Raw genomic sequence first — 25,208 nt, forward strand, 5'->3', positions numbered from 1 at the left:
AGTAAATTTCTTTTATAAAAGAAATTTACTCTGTTACTTTATCTAAGGTTGCCGATAGCTGCTGGGCTACTTGCCTTGCTGCCTGCATAAGTTGTAACCCTTGACTGTTAGAAGAGGAGTCTTCTGCATTTGAAATAGCCTCGTTCATCGTTTGTCCCGCTTGCATTAAAGTGAGGCGATTAACTACAGCACTTAAAGTTTGAGTGACTGCTGCTGCTGCTTGAGGCAGTTCTGAAGGAGATCCACTTGAAAGAGGAGATGCCATTTCTCTGGTTCCACCTACTGACTCTGAAACTGCTGTTTGTGTCTCGGGTTCTGGTGTGCTTACCGTTCTCCCTGTTGTTGCAGGTGTTGCTGCGCTTAATAATGAAGATAGGCTACTAGTTACTTCTGCTGCGGCCTCCTTGAGTTGAGATCCTCCTTCTTCTGCTGAGAGTACTTGTGCTGTTTGAGCGCGCGGTAATTGTTCTATAGTTGCACTCTGTTGTGGAGTTGTTGAAGTCACTACAGTGTGGGCTAGTAGGGAGCCGACCAGACCTCCTGATCCTGTCCTTGCTCGGAAATCAGAAATAATCCCTCCCACAGATTTTCCTCGATTTCCAATTAAATTTCCTTGTCTATCAAAACTTTGATCTAAATGGGCTCTTAGTCTCGGTAGTAAATGCTCTAAAGGTGTGGGTTCAGGACCTTGTTGAGGAGTAATCAGTTTCGATGTTGTTGGTTTAGAGTCAGTTCTGGGTCCCTTTCCTTTAGTATTTACCCCTTCTTCTGTAGAATTTGTTTTTGATGTTCTAGAGCTTTGACTTGTTGTTTCTATAGTTATCGTTTCCGGCTTAGTAGGTTCTGGTTTTTTCCCTGACTCCACAGCATCAATAACATTACCCAGATTTTGATTCACAGGAATTGCGTTTCCTCCGTTTTCTTGGGGATAGACAACATCTAGGTGGCTACGAACATGACTTAGAATATGTGTAAGTTCATCATCATCGTTGTTCCCACCCCCAATACGTCTGGAATCTTGAGAGTCACTAATCTTTGCATCACGGTTAACATCACTAGGACTACCCTGTAGTGCTCCTGGACCTTGGTCATCATTATCGTTATTTGTTTCGCTGGTATTGTCAGTTTGTGGATTTTTATTTAGTAATACTGTAGGTTGCCAGGTTCCATTTTCTGTTGTTCTCACTACAGTGCCTAAATCTTGGTTCCCTTGGTGATGGTTACCTTCTTGATCGTAGACAGTGTCTAAGTGTTGTCTCACATGAGATAAAACTTCTGTGAGGGTTTGTGATGACATTCCCGTAATATTTGTGCCTTTTTGAGATGGTGGGGGAGGCCCTGGGGGTAGAGGAGGCCCTGCTTCGACATCTTTGCCACCACTACCCTCTTCAGAAATAAATGCGGATTCACTGCTAGTTTCTTCTACGCTACCAGTATTTTCATCTGATACATTATTATTATTGGATACCTGATCATCACCTGTAGCTCCTCCTGTGGATACCGATGTTGAGGTTGTTCCACCAGTAACATCTACACGAGTATGAATGCCTCCCAAATTAATATTAATTGTAGGTATTTGTATTCCTGAAGGAGTTGGGGGAACCCCACCCGAAGGCCTATGTGTTTCACTAGCGAAGGAGATGCCATCATCTTGTGGAGGACGTGTTGTGGTATTCCAGTTAATACCATCAAATCCACCCATGTCACCCCAAATTTCTCCAGACTCTACTTTTGTTCCCCGGCGCCATACAGAAGGAGTATAATTACCACTAGCTTCCCTTTGATTCCAGGGACCGTAAACAACTACAGTTTTAAATTTCATACTCATTAATAGATGAGAGTAGTCTCCAGTTTCTCCTGTGCGCCCTTCTATATTGGGGCGTACTCGGTTTTCAAAATCACCTTGGAAAGTTTCATAACCAACACAAAACCGCGCGACACATCTGTCTAATTCACCAACATCAGTAATAGGAGCTTTGGTTCTTCCATTAGTAACGGCTATTGAACACGCGGTACTCCAATCCCCATTTCTTACAAAAATAAAACTTCCTCGTGCATGGTCGCGATAGACGATATGGCCTCCTTTAGTGACAAGCTTAGCTTGTACAGAAGGAGTCGAAAGGAATTTTAAAATCGAACTCTTGTCTGTAGGATCATAAGAAGGGAGTTGCAGGTCGGGGAGGCCTCCAGGCCCCTCAGCACGTTCTGCCCCTTCGGTGACTACAGTTCCTCTGAGTCCTGCAAGATTTCCTAGATCTGTCTCAGTGTTGACAGGATTTTCTCCTCCTGGTGCTCCTTCTACTGTACTATCTGAGGATATAGAATTATCACTATCACTACTTGAAGTGCTTTCGCTTCTAGAGCGATCTCCAAGAAGAATACGTCTACCCGTAAGGCTAGCTGCTGTAGCTGTAGTTTGTGTAGTTCCTGAACTTGTTGTCGTAACCGAATGTTCTTTTGTAAAAATTACGCTATCTGTTGAGGATGAGGATCCTGATTGTGAAACCACTGATTCTGCTGTAGAACTTACATTTTCAGCCGTGCTTGCAGCAGCTCCTGAGCCAACGGATGTTATACTATGATCCCCTAACGTTGAGACTGTTACTGTAGGTGCAGCCGTTGTTGTAGTGGTAATACTTGTCGTAGACGTATTATTATTAATAGGAGAAGTCATGATTTACAACTAAAATAAACAATATTTATTTTAATTAAATTGTAAACGAAACTATTTATTATTATCTTTTATTTTATTTTAAAATCTTAAATAAGGTTTTGTTTACTTGTTGTAATTAAGCGACATTTCTTTGCAAGAACGTGGAAAGTTTATATGGAAAATAACTTCAGAGAAGGTTAACTTTTCTTTAAAGATGATGAGAAAGTAGTGGAGAAGAATATGCTGGCAGCAGAGATCTTCGGTGGATGTTCACTTCAAGGCGCAGTACGCGTTTCTGGAGCAAAAAACTCTGCAACTAAGTTGCTTGTAGCTTCATTATTATCTAATCGTAAATGCATATTACGTAATATTCCTGATATTGGCGATGTTCGTTTAACAGTAGAACTTTGCCAATCCCTAGGTTCTCAGGTGCTTTGGGATAAACAGGAAGAAATCATTGAAATTCAAACTCCTGAGATCCATGTGACTCAGGTGTCAGCACAGTTTTCTCGAGTAAATCGTGTCCCCATTTTATTATTGGGGGCTCTTATAGCTCGTTGCCCCGAGGGTATTCAGGTTCCTAGTATTGGGGGGGATGCGATCGGAGAGCGTTCGTTAAATTTTCATATCGAGGGATTGGAAAAACTGGGTGCCCAAGTATTTTATGATGAGGGACAGGAAAGATATTGTGCACGAGCTCCTCAAGGCCTTTTTGGCACCTATGTAACTCTGCCTTATCCTTCTGTAGGCGCTACGGAAAATCTTATCTTAGCTGCTGCTCGTGCTCAGGGAAGAACAATAATTAAGAATGCAGCTTTAGAAGTCGAGATTCTAGATCTTATTTTATTTTTGCAGAAAGCAGGGGTAGAGATCACAGCGGGAAATGATCGCACCATTGAAATTTTTGGCTGTAAAGATTTTTATGAGGTGGATCATTGGGTGATTTCCGATAAGATTGAGGCTGCGTCATTTGGAATGGCAGCTGTAGTGACTGGGGGGAGGGTTTTTGTTGAGAATGCTGTTCAGGATACCATGATTCCCTTTTTAAAGACATTACGCTCTGTAGGGGGAGGATTTTCAGTACAGAATAAGGGCATTGAATTTTTTTATAACGGCCCCTTACGGGGAGGAATTGTTGTAGAGACAGATGTACATCCGGGGTTTGTTACCGATTGGCAGCAGCCTTTCTCTGTCCTTCTTTCCCAAGCTCAGGGGTCTTCTGTGATTCACGAAACTGTTCATGAAAATCGTTTGGGATATCTCCAGGGATTACAGAAAATGGGCGCGAGTTGTCAATTATTTCATCAATGCTTGAGTTCAAAAGCGTGCCGTTATTCAACAGGGAACTTTCCTCATAGTGCAGTTATTCATGGAGGAACGCCTTTGAAAGCAGCGCATTTAGTTATTCCTGATCTTCGTGCGGGATTTGCTTATATTATGGCTGCGCTCATCGCTAAAGGATCTTCTATAATAGACAATATCCAGATACTTGATCGGGGATATTACAATTGGATAGAGAAGCTTAGAGCCCTGGGCGCGCAAATATATTTAGTAGAGCCAGCTATTTTATAGTTTATCCAGTGTTTGTAACCCCAATAACTGCATTCCTGTTTTTAAAGTTTTTTCAACAAGAGCACAGAGGTATAAGCGCTCTTTTTGGTAAGGTGATCCTTCAATATGACAATCGCGGAAGAAAGCATTGAATTTATTGATTAACATGTACAAGTAATCCGTAAGCATATGCGGACATAGACTAGTCAGGGTAGCTTCAATAGCTTCAGGAAAGCGTAGTAAAGCTATAGCCAATGCTTTTTCAGAGGGATCTTGAATATTTGCTTCAGCTTCTAGGCTTAATTGAAAAATTCCTAAACGACGTTTAATTCCTTGAATACGTACATAAGCATACAGTAGAAATAGAGCCGTATTTCCTTCAAAGCGTAGCATTTTGTCAAAAGAAAAGACATAATCACTTGTACGATGAGAAGAGAGATCCGCATATTTAATCGCATTAATTCCTAAAATAGGAGCACGTTCTTTAATTTCCTCTTCCGACATATCAGGGCGGTGTTTTTTTAGTGTAGCTTCAGCTTGATTTATAGCTGTATCGAGTAGTTCTTTGAGTTTGATATTCGTGCCAGAACGTGTTTTAAATTTTTTCCCTGTAGAATCCAAGACAAGGCCAAAACCTACATGAGAAAATATTCCCTTACGAGGAAGATAACCTGCAGCTAATGCTGTAGCTTCAACTAATTGAAAATGTAATGATTGGCCAAGGTCAGTAACGATAATAATTCGATCTGCATGGTCGTGTTGTACGCGATAGCGCATAGCAGCTAAATCTGTAGTAGCATAGTTATATCCTCCATCACTTTTTTGTACCATGAGAGGGATAGGAAATCCTTCATGGAAAACACACTTAGCATGATCAGAGATGGTGATTAAATTTTTATCTTCTAAATCTTGTATAATTTCAGGAAGGAAAGCATTGTAAAAGGATTCACCACGTTTTTCGATAGTGATGTCTAAAATAGTATAGATTTTCTGAAATTCTTGTTCAGAGATTTCACAGATGGATTTCCATAGCTGTAAGGCTTGAGGATTTCCCGATTGTAAGGCGACAACATTATGTTGAGAACGCTTTTTGAAATCCTCATCCTGAGAGAAACGGATGTGAGCCTGTTTATATAATTCAGTTAAATCTCCTAGGTTATGTATATTCTCAGCACCCTGTTCTTGAAGATAAGTAATTAACATGCCGAAAGCTGTACCCCAATCACCAATATGATTCAGGCGAATCACCTCATGACCAACGAAGGCAAACACACGAGCTAGGCAATCCCCTATAATAGTAGATCGTAAGTGCCCCACATGCATGTCTTTCGCAATATTAGGAGAAGAAAAGTCAATAATGATCTTTTGAGGATAAGGAACGCGGAATCCTTGGCAAAGATCTTGAGAAAATGTATGTAGGGCGTGGGATAAGAATTCTTTAGAGAAAGTAAAATTAATAAACCCAGGACCAGCAATTTCTATAGAAGAGAATGCTTCCTGAGGAATATATCGAATAATAGCTTGTGCAATATCTCGTGGAGCCATGTGTAACGTACGTGAAAGTTTCATTGCATCATTACATTGGTAGTGGCCGAAGAGATCTTTGGTTGATTGCGTGATATCAGGGGAAATATCCTTGATCTGAGGAAAGGCAGAACGTATTGCTGTAGTACACAAAGAAGATAAAAAAGACAAAAGAGTTGACATATGTTTTAACTAAGGGACCTCACCTATACAACCGTTTTCATACCAAGATTTTAACTCAGCGATCTTTTGCATGATTCTATCTGTAGCGATTTGATATGCCTCTTTTTTATTGATAGAGTCATTATCAATTAAATCATTAAAAGTTAAAGGGGTTCCAAAAATACAGGTAATTGTTTTCCATAGTTTAGGAAACTTCTGATGGCGATTGAAAATTTCATACGTACCACCAATATATACAGGAATTACCGGTACGCGAGTCTTGATTGCCATTAGGCCTACGCCAACTTTCCCAGGAAGTAGTTGCCCTGTGGAGCTCCGCTCACCTTCAGGATAGATAATTAGCTTTTTTTGTTTTTTAAATAAGTAAGACGCAGCTTTAAAGGCTTCGGAATTCCCTTTACCTCGTTTAATAGGATAACACCCCCATTGTTTTTGTAGCCAAGAAACTACAGGATTACTAAACAAAGTGGACCGCGCTAAATGATATAGACATCCTCGTACTGACAATTCTATCGCGATGGGATCAAAATAGGAATTGTGATTAGAAGCAACAATAGCTGCTCCTTTAATTAAGTTCTTCTTTACTCCGTAAACTTTTAACCTATAGAAAAGAAGAAATATAATACGGGTTAGGAATTTACAAATGGTAAAAATCATAACTGTTTTTGAGAAATTAAGGCTAAAATTTGCTTTAGAACCTGGCTTATTGTCAATTCTGAAGAATCTAAAATTACAGCTCCTTCTGGAATGACTAGGGGATCGAGTTGACGTTGACGATCTGCCTCATCACGCTGGAGGAGTTCTTTTAACAGCTCTTCCTTTGATAAGGAAGTTTCGGATAAATCTTTTAACCTACGCGATGCTCGGATTTCAGGCCTCGCTGTTAAAAAGATTTTAATGTCAGCATTAGGGAAAACTTTCGACCCCATGTCGCGCCCTTCGAATATGCAATTGCCGAGTTTAGCGTATTTTTTTTGCAATTGTTGCATAAAAGAACGAACTTCAGGATTCTGAGAAAGTTGTGATGCCATACGAGCAACTTCTTGTGTCCCTAATTCTGTAGTAAGTTGCAGACCATTTAAAAAAACTTCCAAAGGCCGCCCGGGGACAAAGGAAAAAGAAAAAGGAGGATGAGCGAGAAGTTCTTTTATGGATAGATTCGACCAATTGTCTTGTAATCGCGTATACGCTAGTGCGCGGTACATAGCCCCAGTGTTGCAGTAGTTAAAACCTAACTCCTTAGCTAGAGCTTGTGCTATAGTACTTTTTCCTGTCCCCGAGGGACCATCTATTGTAATTATCATCCGATAAACATAGTTTTTTGAGTAATAGCAAGTAGAACATATAGAATAGGAGTCGAAAGTAGTAAAGAATCCAACGTATCCAAAATTCCCCCGACTGCTTGTAATCGGTTGCTATCTTTCATCCGCGCTTCGCGTTTGAAGATTGATTCTATAATATCACCGAAAAAACTACTAATACCTAAAATTATTCCCAGAAAAATAAGAATCCCGGGCATAGTAATGTAATGATTAAAACGCGAAGGCACTTGTAAAAAGAATAGAATACTAATTAAAGTTGCTCCTAGACACCCGGCAACAAAGCCGACAATAGTTTTATTTGGACTAATTTCTGGAGAAATTTTCTTTTGTCCCAAAGCCTTGCCAAAGAAGTATCCGAAAATATCTGCACCTTTTGTTACGGCAATCAGAAAACTCGCCCACCAAACTCCTAAAAAAGGTTCTTCAGTATGAATAAATCCATAGAGAATATTTAAAAATAAACGTAGGGGGATGCTCACATACATAATAGCAAATAGAGTAATTCCCGTGGTTTCTATCGGGCCGGGTGAGCGTTTCCTAGATTGAAAGGTGTGGATGACTAGCCAGGAGAAAAGGAAAACCCAAGAAAGTAAAGAAAGATTAGGAAAAGTCGGATGCCAGCGAATAGCAAAAAAGCTCATTAATAGAAAAATGAATGAGCCGCAAGCACTATACGTGCGGTAGGTGTAACCTAGTTTTACTTTAGCCATAGTTCCGTATTCATATGTTCCTATGCTGCCACATAGAGCAAGAGTGAATCCTAAAGCCAGGGAAGTAATAGGAAATAACGAACTATATAAGAGAAGTACGAGAAAAGTTAACACTAGGGAATGGACAACAACTCGTTGAAAAAGATCGCCATAGATAGGAGTTTTAAACTTAGTCAGCTTCATAGTTATTTGCCTCCTCGTCGTGGTCGTTGTTGATAATCTTTAATAGCTTCTACAAGATGGCAGGGTTGAAAATCCGGCCATAGAACGTCAGTTACATACAGCTCTGTATATGCTATTTGCCATAAGAGGAAATTACTGACACGCATTTCGCCACCCGTACGGATTAATAAGTCGGGATCGGGAATGCCTGAAGTGTCTAAATAAGAGCAAATTGTGCTTTCTGAAATTGATGTTAAAGATATTTTTTTGTTTATCAAATCTTGATGTAGCTTTTTAAATGCACGGACGAGTTCGTCTTTTCCTCCATAGTTGAAAGCTAAAACAAGCGTGTTTTTCGAAAATTTTTCAGTTTGTTTCAAAATTTTTTTAAGTTTCTGCTGTATTGTTTGAGGTAAAGCATGGGAATTCCCTATGTAACGTAAACGAACATGATTTTGAAGAAGATATGGAAGCTGTTCATCTAGTTGTGAATCAAAAATAGAAAAGAGTTGTTGTACTTCGTCTTCTGATCTTAAAAAGTTCTCTGTAGAAAATGCAAATAGTGTGAGAACTTCAATGCCTAAAGAAAATGCAAACTCAACGATATTCGGTACAATTTTTGCTCCATAATAGTGGGCCGAATTTTCTTTAATTTGCAAATCTGTATCCCGTTGTTGATGCCAACGTCGGTTGCCATCCATAATAATCGCAATGTGCCTAGGTAAGGGCTTGGTAGATAAAATTGTTCGATCTTCCTGAGTTAAAAGTAGAGACATGTTTATACATCACTTGGTGACGAGACTTTAAGTCCACAGTTTACAACCAACCCAATATGTAGCTACAAAGCATTACAGGAACTGTTGTATTATGCCTACATTATGCCGCGGACATATTTGAGAAACTGGGAATCAAGTTAAAACCCTCCTGGCATAGTAGAAGAAAAACCTATATCTTGACAAGATGACATTCTTAAAGCAAATCGTTTGCTTTTTTATGATAAACCCTCTTCTAGGTACAGATCAACCCACTATAGATAAGGTAAAACAAAAATAAAATTTATAATTGATTTATTAATTATTTTGCTTCGATACGGTTAACAAAAAGAATTCAAAATAAAGGTTAAGATAATATTTTTGTCGATACAGGAGAATATTTTTTTATTTCTTTATTTTACATAGTTAGTTGTATTGAGTATAGTTGTATGTAATTCTAGTTTTATTTTCTGAATAAATAAGGAGAATACTTTGAATATTCTGGGGTGTTTTGCATGAAGTTGGCGCAAATATGCTTTGTATGTGTGCCAAAGTTCACATTTATGAGCACAACACAAAGAAATATTTACCATTACATTCCTGTGGCGCGTCATTTGGCAAAAAAAATCCTGGCGAGTATTTTTGCTCTTTTGGGTGTCAGTGCTTTAGCATGTAGCGTTTTAGCAGCTGGTATGTGTCAAACGTTTCTGCCCTGCATAGGGTTATTAATCCTAGGTATGCTTTTATTTATATTTGCGTATTGTCATTATGTAAAAGCAGAGATGCGTTTAGAAATTCCTCAGCAGCAGTTTGAGAAATATGCAGTGTCCGCCATTACCGAGGAAGAATATCATTCTCTACTATTTCATACATGGCATGTTACTTCTTTAGGAAGTTATCATTGTAAATGGAACAAACATGTGCATATCTGTGAGGGAACGAAAGAAAGATTGCGAGACATTTTGGCATCAAGAGTAGGGAAAGAAAACGGAGTCTTTTTAATTCAAGAATTAGATTTGGAGGCGATGCGCCAACACCAGTTAGGCATAGAAACAGAATATCAAAACATTTTTCATATTCCTGAAAAAACGCGTTCCAGTGTCCACGCTTTATTAGAAACAGCCGGGGCAGGTTTACAAGTCGTAGCAGTTTCTTGGTTAGAAAATTTAGTGCCCTCCCCCCAAGAGGTCATCTACACAAGTATTCCTAGATTTTGTCTAGAAGAAGAGATTTCTCAACTTACTATGTACGTAAGAGTTTACACACAGGCATTTGTTGAAGCGATACAAAGAACGTCGCCATCTCGTTTTGTCAAAAAACAAGGAATCTGTTTATTAGTTCCTCTTTTAGGAGTTGTAAAGGGAAAAGCTCCGAAAGCAATTCGCATGATGAAAATTCTTTCAAAAATAGCATTTTTACAAGCTATGGAGTTTTTAGCCACAGAAGCTATTCTCCCCGTAGATGTACGAAACCTTCCCATTACAGCTGTGCTTATTGATCATCAGAGTATTGCACCCTTACGGGCTATAGAGACACCTCAAGTCTGTTCTTCTAGGGAACTACGCATTTGCTTTACAGAGCTGATGACGACATCTTTTTCGTAATTTAGGAACCTTCTCAAGAGGAGGTTTGTTAAGATAAGTAGCAGATTTTAATTGAAACTTTTATTGTATTAATTAAATTCCGAGAATTAGATCTTCATTTGACGATTTTATTTTTACTTGGTATTTTCATCCGTTAGTATTCCTAGGCAAAATATAAAGAGCTTCACAATGAAACATAGATTTGGACGCAATTTAGGTATAATCATTTTTGTTTTTGCGCTAGCTCTGTATTATATCCTACCCACATGTCTGTATTACTCACGTCCTTTAAATAAAAAAATAGAAGAAAAGGAAGCACAGCAAATTATCCGCAGATTAACCGATCAAGTAATGGAAGTGCGAAATGATGTGTTCCCTAGGATATCTTCTGTGCTTTCCGTATTAAAATTACGGGGACAGATTAAACAACATCCTAGTATTCCTGGAGTAGTTAATGTGCATTTTAAAGATGATACAGATGCACAGATTTTCCTAGAAAATATGATTTATGGAGAGCCTACAGTTCCTATAAAATCTGCTCGTCTTTACGTTTTGGGATATGAAAAGAAAGAACAGAGTACTATCGTTCAGGTTACAGGATCTTTAGTCACAGCGTTAACAGAAAATGATTTTTCTTTTGTTTCTTGTGATGATGCCGTAGCGAAAGAATCTTTGAAGACCATTGCTTCTGCGTTAACCTTAGCACCTTGTGATCCTTGTGTATGTGGGTACAGTTCTCTCTGGCAAGGTGCTCCCCTACAGCAAGTAATTCAGTTAGCAAAGAATTTATCCCTAGGCTTAGAAATCCTCCCGAAATCTAAAACAGGGGCACTTTTGAATTACTTTTTCTCTTCAGAAAAAGATTATATTGCTTTTTTCTCGCGAGTAGAAAGCAATATTTCTCATCCAGATCTCTCTGAAGAAGAACAACAAATCCTTCATTCACTTTATCAAATACTTAAGAGTCGATCACAGCGCTGGAAGAAAGCATCCCCGCAGATTATCGATACCTCTTTAGATTGTAGCGCTGTTTCTCCTTTTTTCTCTTCAGTAGAGTTTTGCGCTGAAGATAGAAAAATTGTGTTTTGCCTTGACCCTCATATCATGGCTAAATGCGACGAGCTCTCCTTAGAACAGCGTTTAGATTTTAATGCATGGTTAGCAAAAGAAAAACAGAGATTAGCACAAAAGTTTTGTAAAACTATGCAAGAATCTCCTCAGGGGTTCCTATATTATCTTAATGATAAAGAAGTAAGTGGAAATATCATTTTACATTGCCAACGGATTTATCAAGGCATGGTGGAACATTTAGTTACTTTAGCGTTAAATCGTCCTCCTGCACAATCTTGTGATCTTATTCGTGAGCATTTCCCTGTGCATTGTCGTTTGCCCAAAGAAAGTGATACTTTTGGTTGTTTTATTTTCTCTCCTCAACATAGTTGTAACCACTTTGCTAAAGGGTCAGTGTATATTGTCCTTAAAGGACTACGTTCGATTGTAGCAAAATATGAGAAAGGCTCAGTAGAAGAAGCTGAAATTTTCCATAAAGACTTGCAGGATCTCTACAATTGTTTTGCACATATGAATATTCGTGCCTATAACGTAGGTGATGATGAAATTTTAGAAGTTCATGATCCTCTGCAAAGGCTATTTGATGCTTGGGGAGAGGATTTTGTGATTGTTAATGAAGGTGAAACAGCATGTCTTGAGGTTCGCAATGTCCGGGATCGTTTGGATACTGTAAATCGTATTGAAAAACATCGTCAAGACGAGTGGGTACGTTGGCATGAACAATATAATCATGCCCGTTGTTCTGTAGATGAACAAACACAGAGACGAGCTGCTGTGCCTCATCGCAGCGCATTTATGGAAAATCTCAAACTCAATATCCGCAAATACTCTCGAGGTGATCATGTCTTACGTTTAGGTATTGATTTCGTTGGCGGGAAACAAATTCGGTTAGCGTTTAAAGATCATCAGGGGAAACAGGTTACAGATAAAGAAGGAATTCTTCGAGTTTCTGATGAGTTGTATGCTCGTTTAAACAAGTTAGGTGTTTCTGAAGTCACTATACACAAAGAAGGAGATAATCTTCATCTTTGTGTCCCTGGATCTATGAATATTTCTTCGGAAGAGATTCTAGGGACTTCAAGAATGACTTTTCATGTCGTTAATGAGAAGTTTTCTCCTTATTCTCCTTTTCGCTACGAAGTGCAAAGATTTTTAGATTACCTATGGTTCACGGCGCAAAACCAAGGGATGACTTCTCCAAAGGATATTAATACTTTGGCTCATCGTATTTTTAACTATGATGCAGCTTTGCATTTGCCTGTGAGTGTAAAAGAAGCTATTCTTAAGCTGCGACAAGAAGGTTTAGCATTTTGTCAGGAAAATCATGACAGCCCTTCTTCTCTGCTTGATACGATGTACTCTATGATCGCTATTAAGAGAGATCATAAGGAAGCTAATCCTTTGATGATTGTTTTTCGCAATCATGCATTAGATGGGGCTTCTTTAAAAGATATACGCCCTGAATTTGCTGTTGGTGAAGGTTATGTATTGAATTTTTCCGTAAAGAACCATACCAACGTGAAGCAAGTTAAGGATCTATCTCCTACCGATAGTTTTCATGCATGGACATCTACCTATTGTCAAGATGGGGTTTATGGCACGGAAAAAAGTCAATTCTCTTCAGGAAGAGGATGGCGTATGGCTGTTATCCTCGATGGTTATGTAATTAGCGATCCCGTATTAAACGCTCCTTTACGAGATCACGCAAGCGTTTCCGGAAAATTTTCTCATCGGGAAGTGAGCCGATTAGCGACAGATTTAAAATCAGGAGCTATGTCTTTTGTCCCCGAAATTTTAAGTGAGGAGATGATTTCCCCCGAATTAGGTAAACAACAACGTACCCAGGGGGTTATTTCCATTTGTCTCGGGCTTTTTGTATTAATGGCTTTGATGAGTATTTACTATAGATTTGGAGGAGTCATTGCTTCTGGGGCTGTTCTTCTGAACTTACTTTTAATTTGGGCTGCTTTACAGTATCTTGATGCACCACTTACCCTGACAGGGCTAGCAGGAATTGTTTTAGCTATGGGCATGGCTGTAGATGCTAACGTTCTAGTGTTTGAACGAATCCGTGAGGAGTATCTCTTATCAAACAGCCTGACTCATTCTGTAGAAGCAGGATACCGCAAGGCTTTTGGAGCTATTTTAGATTCGAATTTAACAACAGTATTCGCTTCGGTGATTCTTTTGCTGTTAGATACTGGCCCTATTCGAGGATTTGCTTTGACTCTTATTTTGGGCATCTTTTCTTCCATGTTTACGGCACTATTCATGACGAAGTTTTTCTTTGTTGTGTGGATGCATAGAACACAAGAAACACAACTTCATATGATGAATAAATTTTTAGGTAGTAAGCATGATTTTTTGAAGGAGTGCAGGAAACTATGGTTCCTATCAGGAGGTATCATCGTTTTAGGAGCCATTGCTTTAGGTTTTGGTGCTTGGCACTCCGTATTAGGTATGGATTTTCAAGGAGGTTATGCTCTTACCTTAAATATGACGGAGCAAAAATCTTTGGACGTCTCGCAATTTCGCACACAATTAAGCACAAAATTTAAACAGCTAGGACTATCCTCACGGGATTTCCGCATCAAAAGTTTGGATTCTTCAGAAAAAATAAAAATTTACTTTAGTCAAAATGCTTTATCTCACGTGCCAACCCCAGAGAATGGCACTCAAGATATTCATGATCAAAATCTATCAAGAGTCCTAGGGATTCTTTCGGATACAGGTCTTGATGTTTCTTCTAATGATAGTTTGAAGCAAGTGCAAAATTTTTGGGTTAAAGTAAGTGGGCAGTTTTCTAATAAAATGCGTATACAGGCATGCTTAGCATTAACATCAGCTTTATTTGTCATTCTGATTTATGTCAGTTTGCGTTTTGAATGGCGTTACGCATTAAGCGCCATTTTTGCATTAATTCATGATCTTATTGCGACTTGTGCTGTATTAGTAACCACTCATTTCTTTTTACAAAGAATACAGATAGATTTACAAGCTATTGGAGCTCTAATGACCGTCCTGGGGTATTCATTAAATAATACTCTGATTATATTTGATCGCATTCGTGAAGATCGTCAGAAGAAGCTATTCACACCTTTGCCAATTTTGATTAATGATGCGCTGCAAAAAACTTTGGGACGTACTGTTATGACGACAGCTACTACGTTATCCGTTTTATTAATCTTACTCTTTGTCGGTGGAGGATCGATTTTTAACTTTGCTTTTATCATAACTATAGGAATTCTTTTGGGCACCTTGTCTTCTCTATACATTGCCCCCCCCCTTTTGTTATTTATGATGCGTAATGAGAAAGAACTTCAATAATCGTTGCTAATGTCTTCTAGTAAGATTTCTAGATAGATTCCACTTATCTGAAGTCGTTAGGTGGATTGCAAGGCGATACAGAACGTATTTAAGTGAGTTTCGGGAAATTTTATTGCAACCGCTCTAAGACAGCTACTTCTCGTATTATGGAAGAAATGGTAGGATCTTTTGTATTCTAGGCAAAGTATTCGATTTTTAAAAATCTTTTTACACAGGAAAGATGTCAAGCGTAAGAACAGAAGGCCAGAGTTTATGTTTCTATAATAATAAATATATTTTTTGATTATCTCTCAAAACTACTTTTGATTGGGTGTATTATAAAGCACTTTTAATAATGTTTTAGTATTAATTAATTGATCATATTTTATAAAATGAACGCGTAATTAATTTTTTAATATGTTTTATCTATAATTTATGCTTTCAATAATATATGCGGGTAATAATCAAGGCCGGCCCTGTACTCAGCTAGAAGATTTACAAGCTACTCCCGAAGTATTTATTTTTTCATCAAACAAAGCCTACGCAAATTATAAATTCAGAAAATGTCATGCCACTTTATTTAGAGTTCTTAGGTTAATTTGGGAAGTTGTTAAAGCAATTTTTAGAATTATTTGTCTTCCTCTGGGATTATACTGGGTTTTAGAGAAAGTATGTCAAAATGCTTGTACACCTAGTGCCGGGGGGATTATCACAGAGCCTCTGTGTGAAGTGAAAAAACAGGTACAGCAAAGTTTTGCACAAAAAGCTCGACGATTATTACAACAGAAATGCGTCAAAACCATAAAACGTATTCCTATTCAATGTGATAATTTACTAATTGATACATTGGCAATTACGTTCCCTAATGCAAAGCCAGATAGATGGATGATTTTTGCTCCGGGACAGGCAGAATGTTTTGAACATCGTGTGCTTTCCAATTGGAATTGGGCTCAGGATATTGCTGCAGAAGCTCAATCGAATTTTTTGATGATGAATTATCCTGGAGTGATGCAAAGTCAGGGAGAAGTGAGTTTAGAATCTTTGATTAAAGCTCATGCTGCATGCGTGGCTTATCTTCGAGATTATCCCGAAGGTCCTCAAGCAAAAGAAATCATTGCCTATGGTTACTCTTTAGGAACAGCAGTGCAGTCTGCTGCTTTAGCAAGAGAAGTCACAGATGGTTCTGATGGGGTACATTGGATGGTCATACAAGATCGTGCTCCAAGGTCTTTAGCTGCTGTTGCAAAACAGTTGGCCGGAATATTTGGGGAGTGGGGGATTAAGTGGACAGGCTGGAATGTCGATATTGAATCAGCAAGTAAGACCCTTCCCACCGCACTGCTAATTCATAATTGCACTTTTGAAGGGGAAGTACTTGGCGATGGGGTGTTCTCTAGAAACACGTGTTTAGCAAGCGCACTTTTGGATACAAATTCCGTGGAGAATAAAATTTTTATAGGTGTACCCTGCTTATATCACGCCAATAATCTACCTTCCGAGGAGATAAGCAGGGTTGCCGGAGAAATTGTAAAGCATTTTGATAAGGCCCCTACTGAGAAGGAAGAACTATAATCCAGAGATCTGGGATGATTGGACAAGCACAAGTAGCCATTCAAATTCTGTTTTCAGAAGGGATTTTATGCTTTTGTAGAATTTCATGAAGATTAAAGATATCTTTGCAATTCCCAATTTTTAGAAGCTTGGCTTTATGGAAGAATTTTCTTTCGTCTTTTTAAGTTTTAATTAAGCAAAAACTTTGCCACGTCTCCAGTTATGGTTGTGGGGGAGCCTGTTATGATCCTCGGAGCCCGGTGGAAAATACGTTTTTTCGACCCTATTTACAGCACGTGTTTTGTTAAAGCACCGGGAGCGAAGATCAGCTTTTCCATACCGCTGTTCTTATTTTAATATTAAGAAATATTAATAAAATGAAAGAATAATTTAATTTCATTCAGTTTTAACAAAAACAGCAACTTTGTATTATAAAAAAGCTTGATTAATAAATCTTTTCTTAGGAAAATCTTTATTTAAAAATTCTAAAAAATGAGCTGAATGAGCTGAATGAGCTGAATGAGCTGAATGAGCTGAATGAGCTGAATGAGCTGAATGAGCTGAATGAGCTGAATGAGCTGAATGAGCTGAATGAGCTGAATGAGCTGAATGAGCTGAATGAGGTTATTTTAATTCTAGAATATGTTGAGGGGGAGTACTAGCATTATGGAATGCTTACAACAAGAAAGCTATGTTGAGTTAGATAATAACGAAGACGTACAGCTGCAGGCCGGAGATCAAGAAATCCAATGGGTTTCCATTACGCAGGCAGCAAGACTACACAATGTTACGCGTCAAGCGATTTATGTAGCTATTAAACAAAAAAAACTGAAAGCTTCTAAGACAACCCGTTGGGAAATAGATATTAAGGATTTAGAGGATTATAAACGTAATCGTTATTCAAGGAAGAAATCCTTGTACCAGGGGGAGTTACTTTTTGATAATTCTAAAGGATGCTACTCTGTCAATCAAGTTGCTGAAATGTTGGGTATTCCGGTTCAGAAAGTGTACTATGCTACCCGTACCGGAACCATGCGTGGAGAACGTAAGGGTGCTGCTTGGGTAATACATCATTCTGAGATTGAAAGATATAAAAATGAGTATCTAAGTAAGCAGGCAGCTAAGAAAATCAAAAATACTACAGCTACTGCGAACTCAGCCTCTACTGCAGAAGATTCTGTCTCAGGGGCCTCTCTATTTGATAATGATTAGTTCACTCTCGCTCTTTTACTTTTCGTCCTCTACTGCTGCTACTGCTTTTACGATTTAATTTACATGCTTCTACCCGGTTTTATTTTCCTAGAATCTAGTTTGCTAGGTTGTTTGTATAGTTAATAACAGGAAGAAGTCGTTCTTTAAGAACATCTTAAGGCGGAGCTTTGAAGAATTTTTCTTGAAGAAATAGCGGGATTCCAGTTATCAAAGTTTCCCTAGGTCCTAGGGAAAAACATGGTTTGGAAAAACGTACGTGTTAGAATTGCTCCGTCTCCTACAGGGGATCCCCATGTAGGGACTGCTTATATGGCTTTGTTCAACGAGATCTTCGCAAAAAGATTTCAGGGACAGATGATTCTCAGAATTGAGGATACGGATCAAACAAGAAGCCGAGATGATTATGAAAAAAATATTTTCTCCGCACTTAAGTGGTGCGGGATTCAATGGGACGAGGGGCCAGATATTGGAGGGCCTTACGGTCCTTACAGGCAGTCAGAACGTACAAGTATTTACCGTGAGTATGCTCAAGTTCTTTTGAAAACAGGCTACGCCTACAAATGTTTTGCAACTCCTCAGGAACTTGAGGAAATGCGAGCAGTAGCCTCAACTTTAGGATACCGCGGAGGATATGATCGGCGGTATCGTCATCTTTCTCTTAAAGAAGTTGAAGAACGTACTCAAGCAGGCCAACCCTATACGATTCGATTAAAAGTTCCCCTGACAGGGGAGTGTGTCCTCGAAGATTATTGCAGAGGGCGTATAGTTTTTCCCTGGGCAGATGTGGATGATCAAGTTCTTATGAAGTCCGATGGTTTCCCCACATACCATTTTGCTAATGTTGTTGATGATCACTTGATGGGGATTACTCATGTTCTTCGGGGAGAAGAATGGTTAAGTTCCACGCCCAAGCATTTATTGCTTTACGAAGCTTTTGGCTGGAAGCCCCCCGAATTTCTCCACATGCCCCTGCTACTTAATCCTGATGGGACAAAGTTATCTAAGAGAAAAAATCCCACATCCATCTTTTATTACCGTGACGCGGGATACACTAAAGAAGCCTTCGTGAATTTCCTTACTCTTATGGGATATAGTATGGAAAATGACGAAGAAATTTATTCTTTAGAAACATTAATCGAAAATTTTGATCCTAAAAGACTTGGAAAGTCTGGTGCTGTTTTTGATATCCGAAAACTTGATTGGATGAATAAGTATTATTTAAACCATAAAGGGTCGCCAGAAAGTTTGCTTCGATTATTAAAAGAATGGATGTTGAATGATACATTTTTTTTAAAGATTCTCTCTTTATGCCAATCACGGATGACCACGCTAGCAGATTTTGTCAAATTAACTGAATTTTTCTTTTCTATTCTTCCTCAGTATTCTAAAGAGGCCCTTCTTCCTCCTATGATTTCTGAAACTCAGGGAGCCGTTCTTTTGTATAGTTATATCAAATATCTAGAAAAGAGTGATCTTTGGGTTAAGGACCAATTCTATAAGGGATCATTGTGGCTAGCAAAAGCATTTCAAGTACATCATAAAAAAGTAGTCATTCCTCTGCTTTATGTAGCCATTACAGGACAAAGACAGGGGCTGCCCTTATTCGATTCTATGGAGCTACTGGGGAAACCTCGTACACGCGCTCGTTTGGTTCATGCACAAAAGCTTCTTGGTAGTGTGACTAAGAAAATCCAAGAGAAGATCAATAAAGCTTTTAAAGACGAGGACCTTGAAAATCAAATGCTGGGCGAGTTATTCCGTCTTTCTCAAGAATGATTTATAGAACTTTATTTTCTGAATGATAGGAAGCACGTAATACGGATTTAGCTAGGGAAAGCCCTAGAAAGTGTGCTTGTTTAGTCAGGGGAGCCGTATTCTTATAAGTAAGGATATACTGGCGAGGCGGTGGGACATAATCACAGCTAGATATGCACAAGGAGGTTAAGAATATACTATATAAAAAAGAAAATCTTTTCATATCTCAACTCCCTGTTTATTTATATCTTAGATTAATTTTTGTTTATTGGTCATTAGTTAAAAAAAGCACTTTCTTATAATAAAATTCTATCCTAATGATTTTAAGTAATTTAGAGCGTTCTTTTTATTGTGTATTTTGAACTAGAAACATACCTAATTAACTTATTATCTAGTTCATTAGATCTAGTGCATTTCATGATTCGCTCTTTTAATTCTCAATATCAGTCTGAAGTTTATACAAACTAGTTAGTTTATAAAATATAAATAGAAAAAATAATTGATAAAATTTTTATTTTCTATTGTAATAATGTTTATGGGAAAGCGCTTAATTAATTACTAAAAATAATTATCGTTTTAATAAGAAGTCAAGCGTGAAAGGTTTTCTAATTAGAAAGGAGTTATAAACTTATGAAAAAGGCTGTTTTGCTAGCTGCGGTATGTTGCAGTGTTATTGGCTTAAGTAGCTGTTGCCGCATTGTAGATTGCTGTTTTGAAGATCCCTGTGGTCCTAGATGCAATCCATGCGATATGATGAAAAAGAAAGATACTGGATGCAACCCTTGTGGTGGCTACCAACCTTCTTGTTCTAAGCCATGCGGTGAGTGCAATAAAAGTGAAGCACGAGGCCCTCAGGCTAAGGGTTGTACATCTCCTGACGGTAGATGTAGACAATAAGTAACAGTTTTTCACTGTTTACTTAAATTCATGAGGTAGTTAGGAGAGAATTAATTTCCTGCTAACTGCCTTCAATAGAAAATAAAACTAAATGTTGAGGGTACGAGTTACCAAAATCTCTACCCGATGGCAGAAGAAAAAATAAAATACGCGATAGGAGATCCCTATGTCCAAACTCATTAGACGAGTAGTTACGATCCTCGCGCTAACTAGTATGGCGAGTTCCTTTGCCAGCGGGAAGATAGAGGCCGCTGCAGAGTCTCTTTCCACACAAGTTGTTGCTAATGCGGATGTTGTAAAAAATACTGCAAAGAAAGTTAGACTTGATCGTAAACAAAGAAGCCAAAATAAAAGAGATAAGGCAGGTTCTTTCTGTGATGGTGAATTTTATCCATGTGAAGGAAACCGATGCCAAACACCCGTAGATACGAAACAAGAATCTTGCTACGGTAAAATGTACAGCACACGGGTAAATGATGACTGTAATGTAGAAATTAGTCAGTCTGTACCTGAATATGCAACAGTAGGATCTCCTTATCCTATTGAAATTTTTGCTGTGGGTAAAAAAGATTGCGTAAACGTAGTTATTACTCAACAGCTTCCTTGTGAAGTAGAGTTTATTAGTAGTGATCCTGTTTCCACTCCTACTGCAGATGGAAAATTAATTTGGACCATTGATCGTTTAGGACAGGGTGAAAAATGCAAAATCACTGTTTGGGTAAAACCTCTTAAAGAAGGTTGCTGCTTTACAGCTGCTACTGTATGCGCTTGCCCAGAACTTCGTTCTTATACCAAATGCGGCCAACCAGCCATTTGCATCAAGCAAGAAGGCCCTGAATGCGCTTGCCTACGCTGCCCTGTATGCTACAAAATTGAAGTTTGCAATACAGGATCAGCTATTGCTCGTAATGTTGTTGTAGATAATCCTGTACCCGATGGTTTTTATCATTCTTCAGGACAACGTGTACTTTCCTTTAATTTAGGAGATATGCGTCCTGGGGAATCTAAAGTATTTACTGTGGAGTTTTGCCCACAAAAACGAGGAAGAATTACTAACGTAGCTACAGTATCTTACTGTGGAGGACATAAGTGTTCCGCTAACGTAACTACTATAGTGAATGAACCTTGTGTACAAGTAAATATCTCTGGAGCTGACTGGTCTTACGTATGTAAGCCTGTAGAATATATGATTTCTGTATCTAATCCAGGGGATTTGAAATTATACGATGTTGTTATTGAAGATCTTCTTCCTTCAGGAATTACAATCTTAGAAGCTGCAGGAGCTGAGATTTGCTGCAATAAAGCCGTGTGGTGTATTAAAGAAATATGCCCCGGGGAAACTTTACAATTTAAAGTTGTTGTTAAAGCACAAAACCCAGGAAAATTCACAAATCAAGTTTCTGTAAAAACCCAGTCTGATTGTGGATCTTGTACTTCTTGTGCTGACATAACAACACATTGGAAAGGACTCGCAGCTACACATATGTGTGTAATCGATACCAATGATCCTATTTGTGTAGGAGAGAATACAGTGTATCGTATCTGTGTAACCAACCGCGGTTCTGCAGAGGATACGAATGTATCATTAATCCTGAAGTTTTCTAAGGAGTTACAACCTGTATCTTCTTCAGGTCCAACAAAAGGAACAATCACTGGAAATACAGTAGTATTTGATGCTCTTCCTAAGTTAGGTTCAAAAGAATCTGTAGAGTTTTCTGTAACATTGAAAGGAATTGCTCCTGGAGATGCTCGTGGGGAAGCAATTCTTTCATCAGATACGTTGACTGTTCCTGTTACAGATGTTGAAAATACCCATGTGTATTAATCTTTAAATTTTTTAAAGATTGTCAACACGAAGCCATCCTAAAACCTTTAGGATGGCTTTTTTATTTGTCCAGTTTCTCTCTGATCTCCTCAAAAAAGTTAAATTAAAATTTTAATAAATTATTTGTGTGGGATAAACTTCTTCTCCATATTGGATTCATTTTAAAATACAGGAGAGAACAATGGAAGGCATAGCGACTTCTTCTAGTGCTGTGAGTACGGGTACAGCTCCCTCATTTGACAGCTTGCATCCTGAACTCGAGGAATTGATACACAACGAGACTGTGCAAGCTTCTATGATTAATATAGCATTGGGTTGGTTAAAAACTAATGTTGTCGACCCAATAAGAACATCCAAAATTGTTCAATCAAGAGCTTTTCGAGTGATGACAGTTGTTTTAGGAGTCTTATTGTTGCTTTCTGGTATTGTGTTAAGCTTTGTTTTACAGGCAGAACTTGGTCGCAATGCTTTCTTGTTCCTCATTCCTGCAGTAGTGGGTTTAATTAAGTTGCTAATTTCATCGGTATGTTTGGAAGCTCCCTGTACTCCAGAAAAGTGGCGGTTGTGTAAGCACTTGTTAGGGATAGCAGAAGATATATTGGATGACGGCGAACGCAATAACTCGAATATTGTATTTACAGGGTAAATGCCGTACCCTTGACCAAGGGATTATTGGTATATTCTAGGAGGCTTGTGTTAACCTCCTAGGGAATCTTCCATTATTTATGGTACAGAAGAATCATATCTTTTACTACATTTACAGCTTCTTCCATTTGTAAGTCATTACTTCCGTAAGTTTGGTTGTCTTCTATCGTATGTTTTAATTTTTCTTGGAAAATTTTATAATTTTTATTCATTTCCAATCGTTTTTGGCTGTTAGCAATGAGTTGTGGCAACATTTCTCGCCATAATGTCTCTTGCTTTTGTAAATAAGGAATATAGTATTTGTGGAACCAAGGACGAACATGTATATCTAAATCAGATAAGTTGTCGTTAATCACATTGTCACAAGTATCAGAAGGCAATGGATGGTCTAAATAGCGTTCTCCTATAGGTTCTTCGGCATAATGTGAAGCTACATGAATGTCAGATCGAACTCCACACAGTTGAGTAGATTTTCCTGAAGGAGAGTAGTATTTCCCTACAGTGACTTTAAAAAAACCTTCTTTTTCTGAACCTGTTGTGATTGTTTGATGTTGAATTGTTCCTTTTCCATAGGTTTGCTCATCACCAATAATGATAGCCACACCGTAATCTTGTAGTGTTTGCGCAACAATTTCTGCAGCGGATGCTGAGTTTTTCGAGACTAAAATTGTTAGGGGACCAGAGTAAAATTTTTTCTGCGATATTGTGCGATAACGCTTAATGCTTCCATCAGCATAGCGTGATACAACAACAACACCGTTAGTCATAAATAAGCCTGAAACTTTGATTGCTTGGGAAAGAAATCCCCCTGTATTTTCACGAATATCTAAAACTAAACCTAGAAGATTTTTATCTTTTAAATTTTGGATAGCTTGCTTTAAATCTTGTTCACTAGAAATCTGATTTTCTCCTTCATAAAAGGAATGCAATGTAATTTTCCCAATAATGCCATCACCATAAGGTTCATAAGAGACATCAATACGATGGTCGTCTAAACTAATTTTTTCTCTAGTCAGTCTTATCGTGCGATCACCCTGTTGGCTATGAACATCTAAAATAACTTCAGATCCTTGCTCTCCTCGGAGGATATCTAAAACAGCTTGAAAGGAAAGACCTTCAATATTTTTTCCATTTACACGGTAAATAATGTCGTGTACCTGAAGTTCTTGAGTTTTTGCTGCAGGACCTCCAGGAAGAATTTCTTTTACGATGATACCATCAATATCTTCTCTTAAAATAACTCCAATACCACACATGCCTTTTTCTAGTTGGATACGCATAGCCAGGGCCTCTTCTTTACTAAAGTATGTGGTATGCGCATCTAAACTATGGGCCATAGATTTCACAACGCGCACGTGGAAATGGTGAGCTTCTTCTTCTATAGACATTTTCTGGCCATAGTTATTAATTCCTAGGTAAGCATTTTCATGAGTTTCCAATTGACGAACACAGAGCTGAGTAAGAGCAGATTCTTTCCCTAGGTAGCGTTCTTTATTGCTATCAGATAGATAAATAGAAATATAAGATAAAAGTAGGGCACGGTGTCTTTCGCGAACCTCTTCAAGAGAACTTCCCCATTTTTTAAGTTTGCTCATTGGCGCATGCGTTTGTGCTTGGGCAACTAATTGTTGGGGATTGTTCAACCATTCTTCACGCCAATGACGTGCGCGAAGGATGCTATGCTTAATCATATCATTTAAATTTTGATAAATGGAAAAATTATTCGTCTTATAGTTTTTTAATAGCCGTTTTTTAATATCTGTAGATTGGATAAAATTATTTACTTCTTGCTCAGTAAGATAGGCTTTATGAAGATCAAAAGCTTGAGAATACCCTAGTAAGGAACGTAGGAGAATTTCTGAAGAAATATCTTGAGTTCCTACATGATATTCAATGAGTTTATCCATAGTTTTTCTAATGTCGGATTCATGTAATAGCTCAGAACAAAAAGAAAAACGAGGTAGAACAGCAAGGATAAGTGTGCAAAGACGAAGTATTTTAATCATTACAAATATCTTTGTTTATCGTGGATATTTGTAAAATCGACAGAAAATTTCAGGACTTGAATGGGGATTTGCTTTTAATAGAAAAACTGATTCATTATAAGTAATTTGGCAAAAAAATCTTTCTACGATGAAACTACGTGACGTATAAATAGTAGTGATTACACAATGTATTGATTAATAAAATTCCCGCAGCAATAAAAACAAGGAACGAACCTATGACAAAATAGGCTCCAGAAAATGGCAGGGTTGTTTGGGGGAGAAGGCTTACGCCAGATAAAACCAGGGAAATAATAAAGAACATCGTGGCCATAGCAATCATAGCAATACTAAGCGATGAGGCGTAGATGTACTTTTGATAATTAACTTGGGAATGAGATGAAGCTGCAGCTATGTTCATAAGTTTTCTTTTTTAAATCAAGAGTATAAAACAGATAAACATAAGACAACACTGAAAAGAAAAATTTTAAATCTATTTTTAAATTACACTGCCGGAAAGTTTT

Annotated in this window: 18 protein-coding genes; 9 read left to right on the forward strand and 9 right to left on the reverse strand. The window is 38.2% G+C overall.

Going from position 1 to position 25,208, the window contains the following annotated elements:
- Positions 1-25: 25 nt before the first annotated feature.
- A complete protein-coding gene (gene tarP, locus M787_RS02785) occupies positions 26-2,674 on the reverse strand; it encodes a type III secretion system actin-recruiting effector Tarp (protein WP_021828941.1) in 2,649 nt (882 codons plus the stop codon).
- 219 nt (positions 2,675-2,893) lie between these two features.
- Between tarP and murA the strand changes: the two genes are divergently transcribed.
- The gene (gene murA / locus M787_RS02790) at positions 2,894-4,225 is read left to right on the forward strand and encodes a UDP-N-acetylglucosamine 1-carboxyvinyltransferase (protein ID WP_021828942.1); all 1,332 of its coding nucleotides are present in this window, start codon (positions 2,894-2,896) and stop codon (positions 4,223-4,225) included.
- On the opposite strand, the gene argS is transcribed toward murA, so the two are convergent.
- Genes argS through M787_RS02815 form a run of 5 tightly spaced genes read right to left on the reverse strand, consistent with a single transcriptional unit; the run spans position 4,220 to position 8,881 of the window.
- The gene (argS, locus tag M787_RS02795) at positions 4,220-5,911 is read right to left on the reverse strand and encodes an arginine--tRNA ligase (protein WP_021828943.1); all 1,692 of its coding nucleotides are present in this window, start codon (positions 5,909-5,911) and stop codon (positions 4,220-4,222) included. The genes murA and argS overlap by 6 nt on opposite strands.
- 9 nt (positions 5,912-5,920) lie before the next feature.
- Positions 5,921-6,568 carry a lysophospholipid acyltransferase family protein gene (locus M787_RS02800; protein ID WP_021828944.1) on the reverse strand — a complete coding sequence of 216 codons (648 nt, stop codon included), beginning with the start codon at positions 6,566-6,568 and terminating at the stop codon, positions 5,921-5,923.
- Complete coding sequence (gene cmk / locus M787_RS02805) at positions 6,565-7,215, reverse strand: (d)CMP kinase (protein WP_021828945.1); 651 nt, start codon at positions 7,213-7,215, stop codon at positions 6,565-6,567. The genes M787_RS02800 and cmk overlap by 4 nt, the downstream gene beginning before the upstream one ends.
- Positions 7,212-8,126: a phosphatidate cytidylyltransferase gene (locus M787_RS02810; RefSeq protein ID WP_021828946.1), complete on the reverse strand. Its 915-nt coding sequence runs from the start codon at positions 8,124-8,126 to the stop codon at positions 7,212-7,214. Before M787_RS02810 ends, cmk begins: the two co-directional genes overlap by 4 nt.
- 2 nt (positions 8,127-8,128) lie before the next feature.
- Positions 8,129-8,881, reverse strand: a complete 753-nt coding sequence (locus M787_RS02815) for an isoprenyl transferase (protein WP_021828947.1) — start codon at positions 8,879-8,881, stop codon at positions 8,129-8,131.
- A gap of 491 nt (positions 8,882-9,372) precedes the next feature.
- Between M787_RS02815 and M787_RS02820 the strand changes: the two genes are divergently transcribed.
- The 5 genes from M787_RS02820 to gltX all read left to right on the forward strand — a co-directional run bounded on the left by M787_RS02820 (position 9,373) and on the right by gltX (position 19,356).
- Entirely contained in the window at positions 9,373-10,461 is a 1,089-nt protein-coding gene (locus tag M787_RS02820; protein ID WP_034734537.1) for a hypothetical protein, read from the forward strand.
- A 168-nt stretch (positions 10,462-10,629) separates the two neighbouring features.
- Positions 10,630-14,838: a protein translocase subunit SecDF gene (locus M787_RS02825; RefSeq protein ID WP_021828949.1), complete on the forward strand. Its 4,209-nt coding sequence runs from the start codon at positions 10,630-10,632 to the stop codon at positions 14,836-14,838.
- A gap of 414 nt (positions 14,839-15,252) precedes the next feature.
- Positions 15,253-16,389, forward strand: coding sequence for a CPn0927/CPn0928 family alpha/beta hydrolase fold protein (locus M787_RS02830; protein WP_021828950.1), 1,137 nt, complete (start codon positions 15,253-15,255; stop codon positions 16,387-16,389).
- A gap of 645 nt (positions 16,390-17,034) precedes the next feature.
- On the forward strand, positions 17,035-17,580 hold the full coding sequence (locus M787_RS02835) for a helix-turn-helix domain-containing protein (RefSeq protein ID WP_021828951.1): 546 nt from the start codon (positions 17,035-17,037) through the stop codon (positions 17,578-17,580).
- A gap of 237 nt (positions 17,581-17,817) precedes the next feature.
- Positions 17,818-19,356, forward strand: coding sequence for a glutamate--tRNA ligase (gene gltX, locus M787_RS02840; protein ID WP_021828952.1), 1,539 nt, complete (start codon positions 17,818-17,820; stop codon positions 19,354-19,356).
- 1 nt (position 19,357) lies between these two features.
- On the opposite strand, the gene M787_RS02845 is transcribed toward gltX, so the two are convergent.
- Positions 19,358-19,558, reverse strand: a complete 201-nt coding sequence (locus tag M787_RS02845; RefSeq protein WP_021828953.1) for a hypothetical protein — start codon at positions 19,556-19,558, stop codon at positions 19,358-19,360.
- A gap of 407 nt (positions 19,559-19,965) precedes the next feature.
- Here M787_RS02845 and M787_RS02850 point away from each other — a divergent pair, with 407 nt between their 5' ends.
- The 3 genes from M787_RS02850 to M787_RS02860 all read left to right on the forward strand — a co-directional run bounded on the left by M787_RS02850 (position 19,966) and on the right by M787_RS02860 (position 22,703).
- Positions 19,966-20,232, forward strand: a complete 267-nt coding sequence (locus M787_RS02850; RefSeq protein WP_021828954.1) for a small cysteine-rich outer membrane protein — start codon at positions 19,966-19,968, stop codon at positions 20,230-20,232.
- 166 nt (positions 20,233-20,398) lie between these two features.
- Positions 20,399-22,057: an outer membrane complex protein OmcB gene (omcB, locus tag M787_RS02855; RefSeq protein ID WP_021828955.1), complete on the forward strand. Its 1,659-nt coding sequence runs from the start codon at positions 20,399-20,401 to the stop codon at positions 22,055-22,057.
- Between the two features lie 181 nt (positions 22,058-22,238).
- Complete coding sequence (locus tag M787_RS02860) at positions 22,239-22,703, forward strand: cysteine-rich outer membrane protein (protein ID WP_040429843.1); 465 nt, start codon at positions 22,239-22,241, stop codon at positions 22,701-22,703.
- Positions 22,704-22,776: 73 nt separating this feature from the next.
- Here M787_RS02860 and tsp read toward each other — a convergent pair whose 3' ends face one another.
- Both tsp and M787_RS02870 read right to left on the reverse strand, forming a co-directional pair.
- Positions 22,777-24,708: a tail-specific protease Tsp gene (tsp, locus tag M787_RS02865; protein ID WP_021828957.1), complete on the reverse strand. Its 1,932-nt coding sequence runs from the start codon at positions 24,706-24,708 to the stop codon at positions 22,777-22,779.
- 133 nt (positions 24,709-24,841) lie between these two features.
- Positions 24,842-25,105, reverse strand: coding sequence for a hypothetical protein (locus M787_RS02870; protein WP_021828958.1), 264 nt, complete (start codon positions 25,103-25,105; stop codon positions 24,842-24,844).
- Positions 25,106-25,208 lie beyond the last annotated feature (103 nt).

This window comes from Chlamydia gallinacea 08-1274/3, from assembly GCF_000471025.2.
GTDB lineage: Bacteria > Chlamydiota > Chlamydiia > Chlamydiales > Chlamydiaceae > Chlamydia > Chlamydia gallinacea.

Bases quoted from the DNA above. Each gene is read 5' to 3' on its own strand.
- gltX (WP_021828952.1), top strand. From the start codon at position 17,818: ATGGTTTGGAAAAACGTACGTGTTAGAATTGCTCCGTCTCCTACAGGG.
- M787_RS02835 (WP_021828951.1), top strand. From the start codon at position 17,035: ATGGAATGCTTACAACAAGAAAGCTATGTTGAGTTAGATAATAACGAA.
- M787_RS02870 (WP_021828958.1), bottom strand. From the start codon at position 25,105: ATGAACATAGCTGCAGCTTCATCTCATTCCCAAGTTAATTATCAAAAG.
- argS (WP_021828943.1), bottom strand. From the start codon at position 5,911: ATGTCAACTCTTTTGTCTTTTTTATCTTCTTTGTGTACTACAGCAATA.
- M787_RS02825 (WP_021828949.1), top strand. From the start codon at position 10,630: ATGAAACATAGATTTGGACGCAATTTAGGTATAATCATTTTTGTTTTT.
- cmk (WP_021828945.1), bottom strand. From the start codon at position 7,215: ATGATAATTACAATAGATGGTCCCTCGGGGACAGGAAAAAGTACTATA.
- M787_RS02800 (WP_021828944.1), bottom strand. From the start codon at position 6,568: ATGATTTTTACCATTTGTAAATTCCTAACCCGTATTATATTTCTTCTT.
- M787_RS02845 (WP_021828953.1), bottom strand. From the start codon at position 19,558: ATGAAAAGATTTTCTTTTTTATATAGTATATTCTTAACCTCCTTGTGC.
- murA (WP_021828942.1), top strand. From the start codon at position 2,894: ATGCTGGCAGCAGAGATCTTCGGTGGATGTTCACTTCAAGGCGCAGTA.
- M787_RS02860 (WP_040429843.1), top strand. From the start codon at position 22,239: ATGGAAGGCATAGCGACTTCTTCTAGTGCTGTGAGTACGGGTACAGCT.
- M787_RS02850 (WP_021828954.1), top strand. From the start codon at position 19,966: ATGAAAAAGGCTGTTTTGCTAGCTGCGGTATGTTGCAGTGTTATTGGC.
- omcB (WP_021828955.1), top strand. From the start codon at position 20,399: ATGTCCAAACTCATTAGACGAGTAGTTACGATCCTCGCGCTAACTAGT.
- M787_RS02815 (WP_021828947.1), bottom strand. From the start codon at position 8,881: ATGTCTCTACTTTTAACTCAGGAAGATCGAACAATTTTATCTACCAAG.
- M787_RS02830 (WP_021828950.1), top strand. From the start codon at position 15,253: ATGCTTTCAATAATATATGCGGGTAATAATCAAGGCCGGCCCTGTACT.
- M787_RS02820 (WP_034734537.1), top strand. From the start codon at position 9,373: ATGAAGTTGGCGCAAATATGCTTTGTATGTGTGCCAAAGTTCACATTT.
- tsp (WP_021828957.1), bottom strand. From the start codon at position 24,708: ATGATTAAAATACTTCGTCTTTGCACACTTATCCTTGCTGTTCTACCT.
- tarP (WP_021828941.1), bottom strand. From the start codon at position 2,674: ATGACTTCTCCTATTAATAATAATACGTCTACGACAAGTATTACCACT.
- M787_RS02810 (WP_021828946.1), bottom strand. From the start codon at position 8,126: ATGAAGCTGACTAAGTTTAAAACTCCTATCTATGGCGATCTTTTTCAA.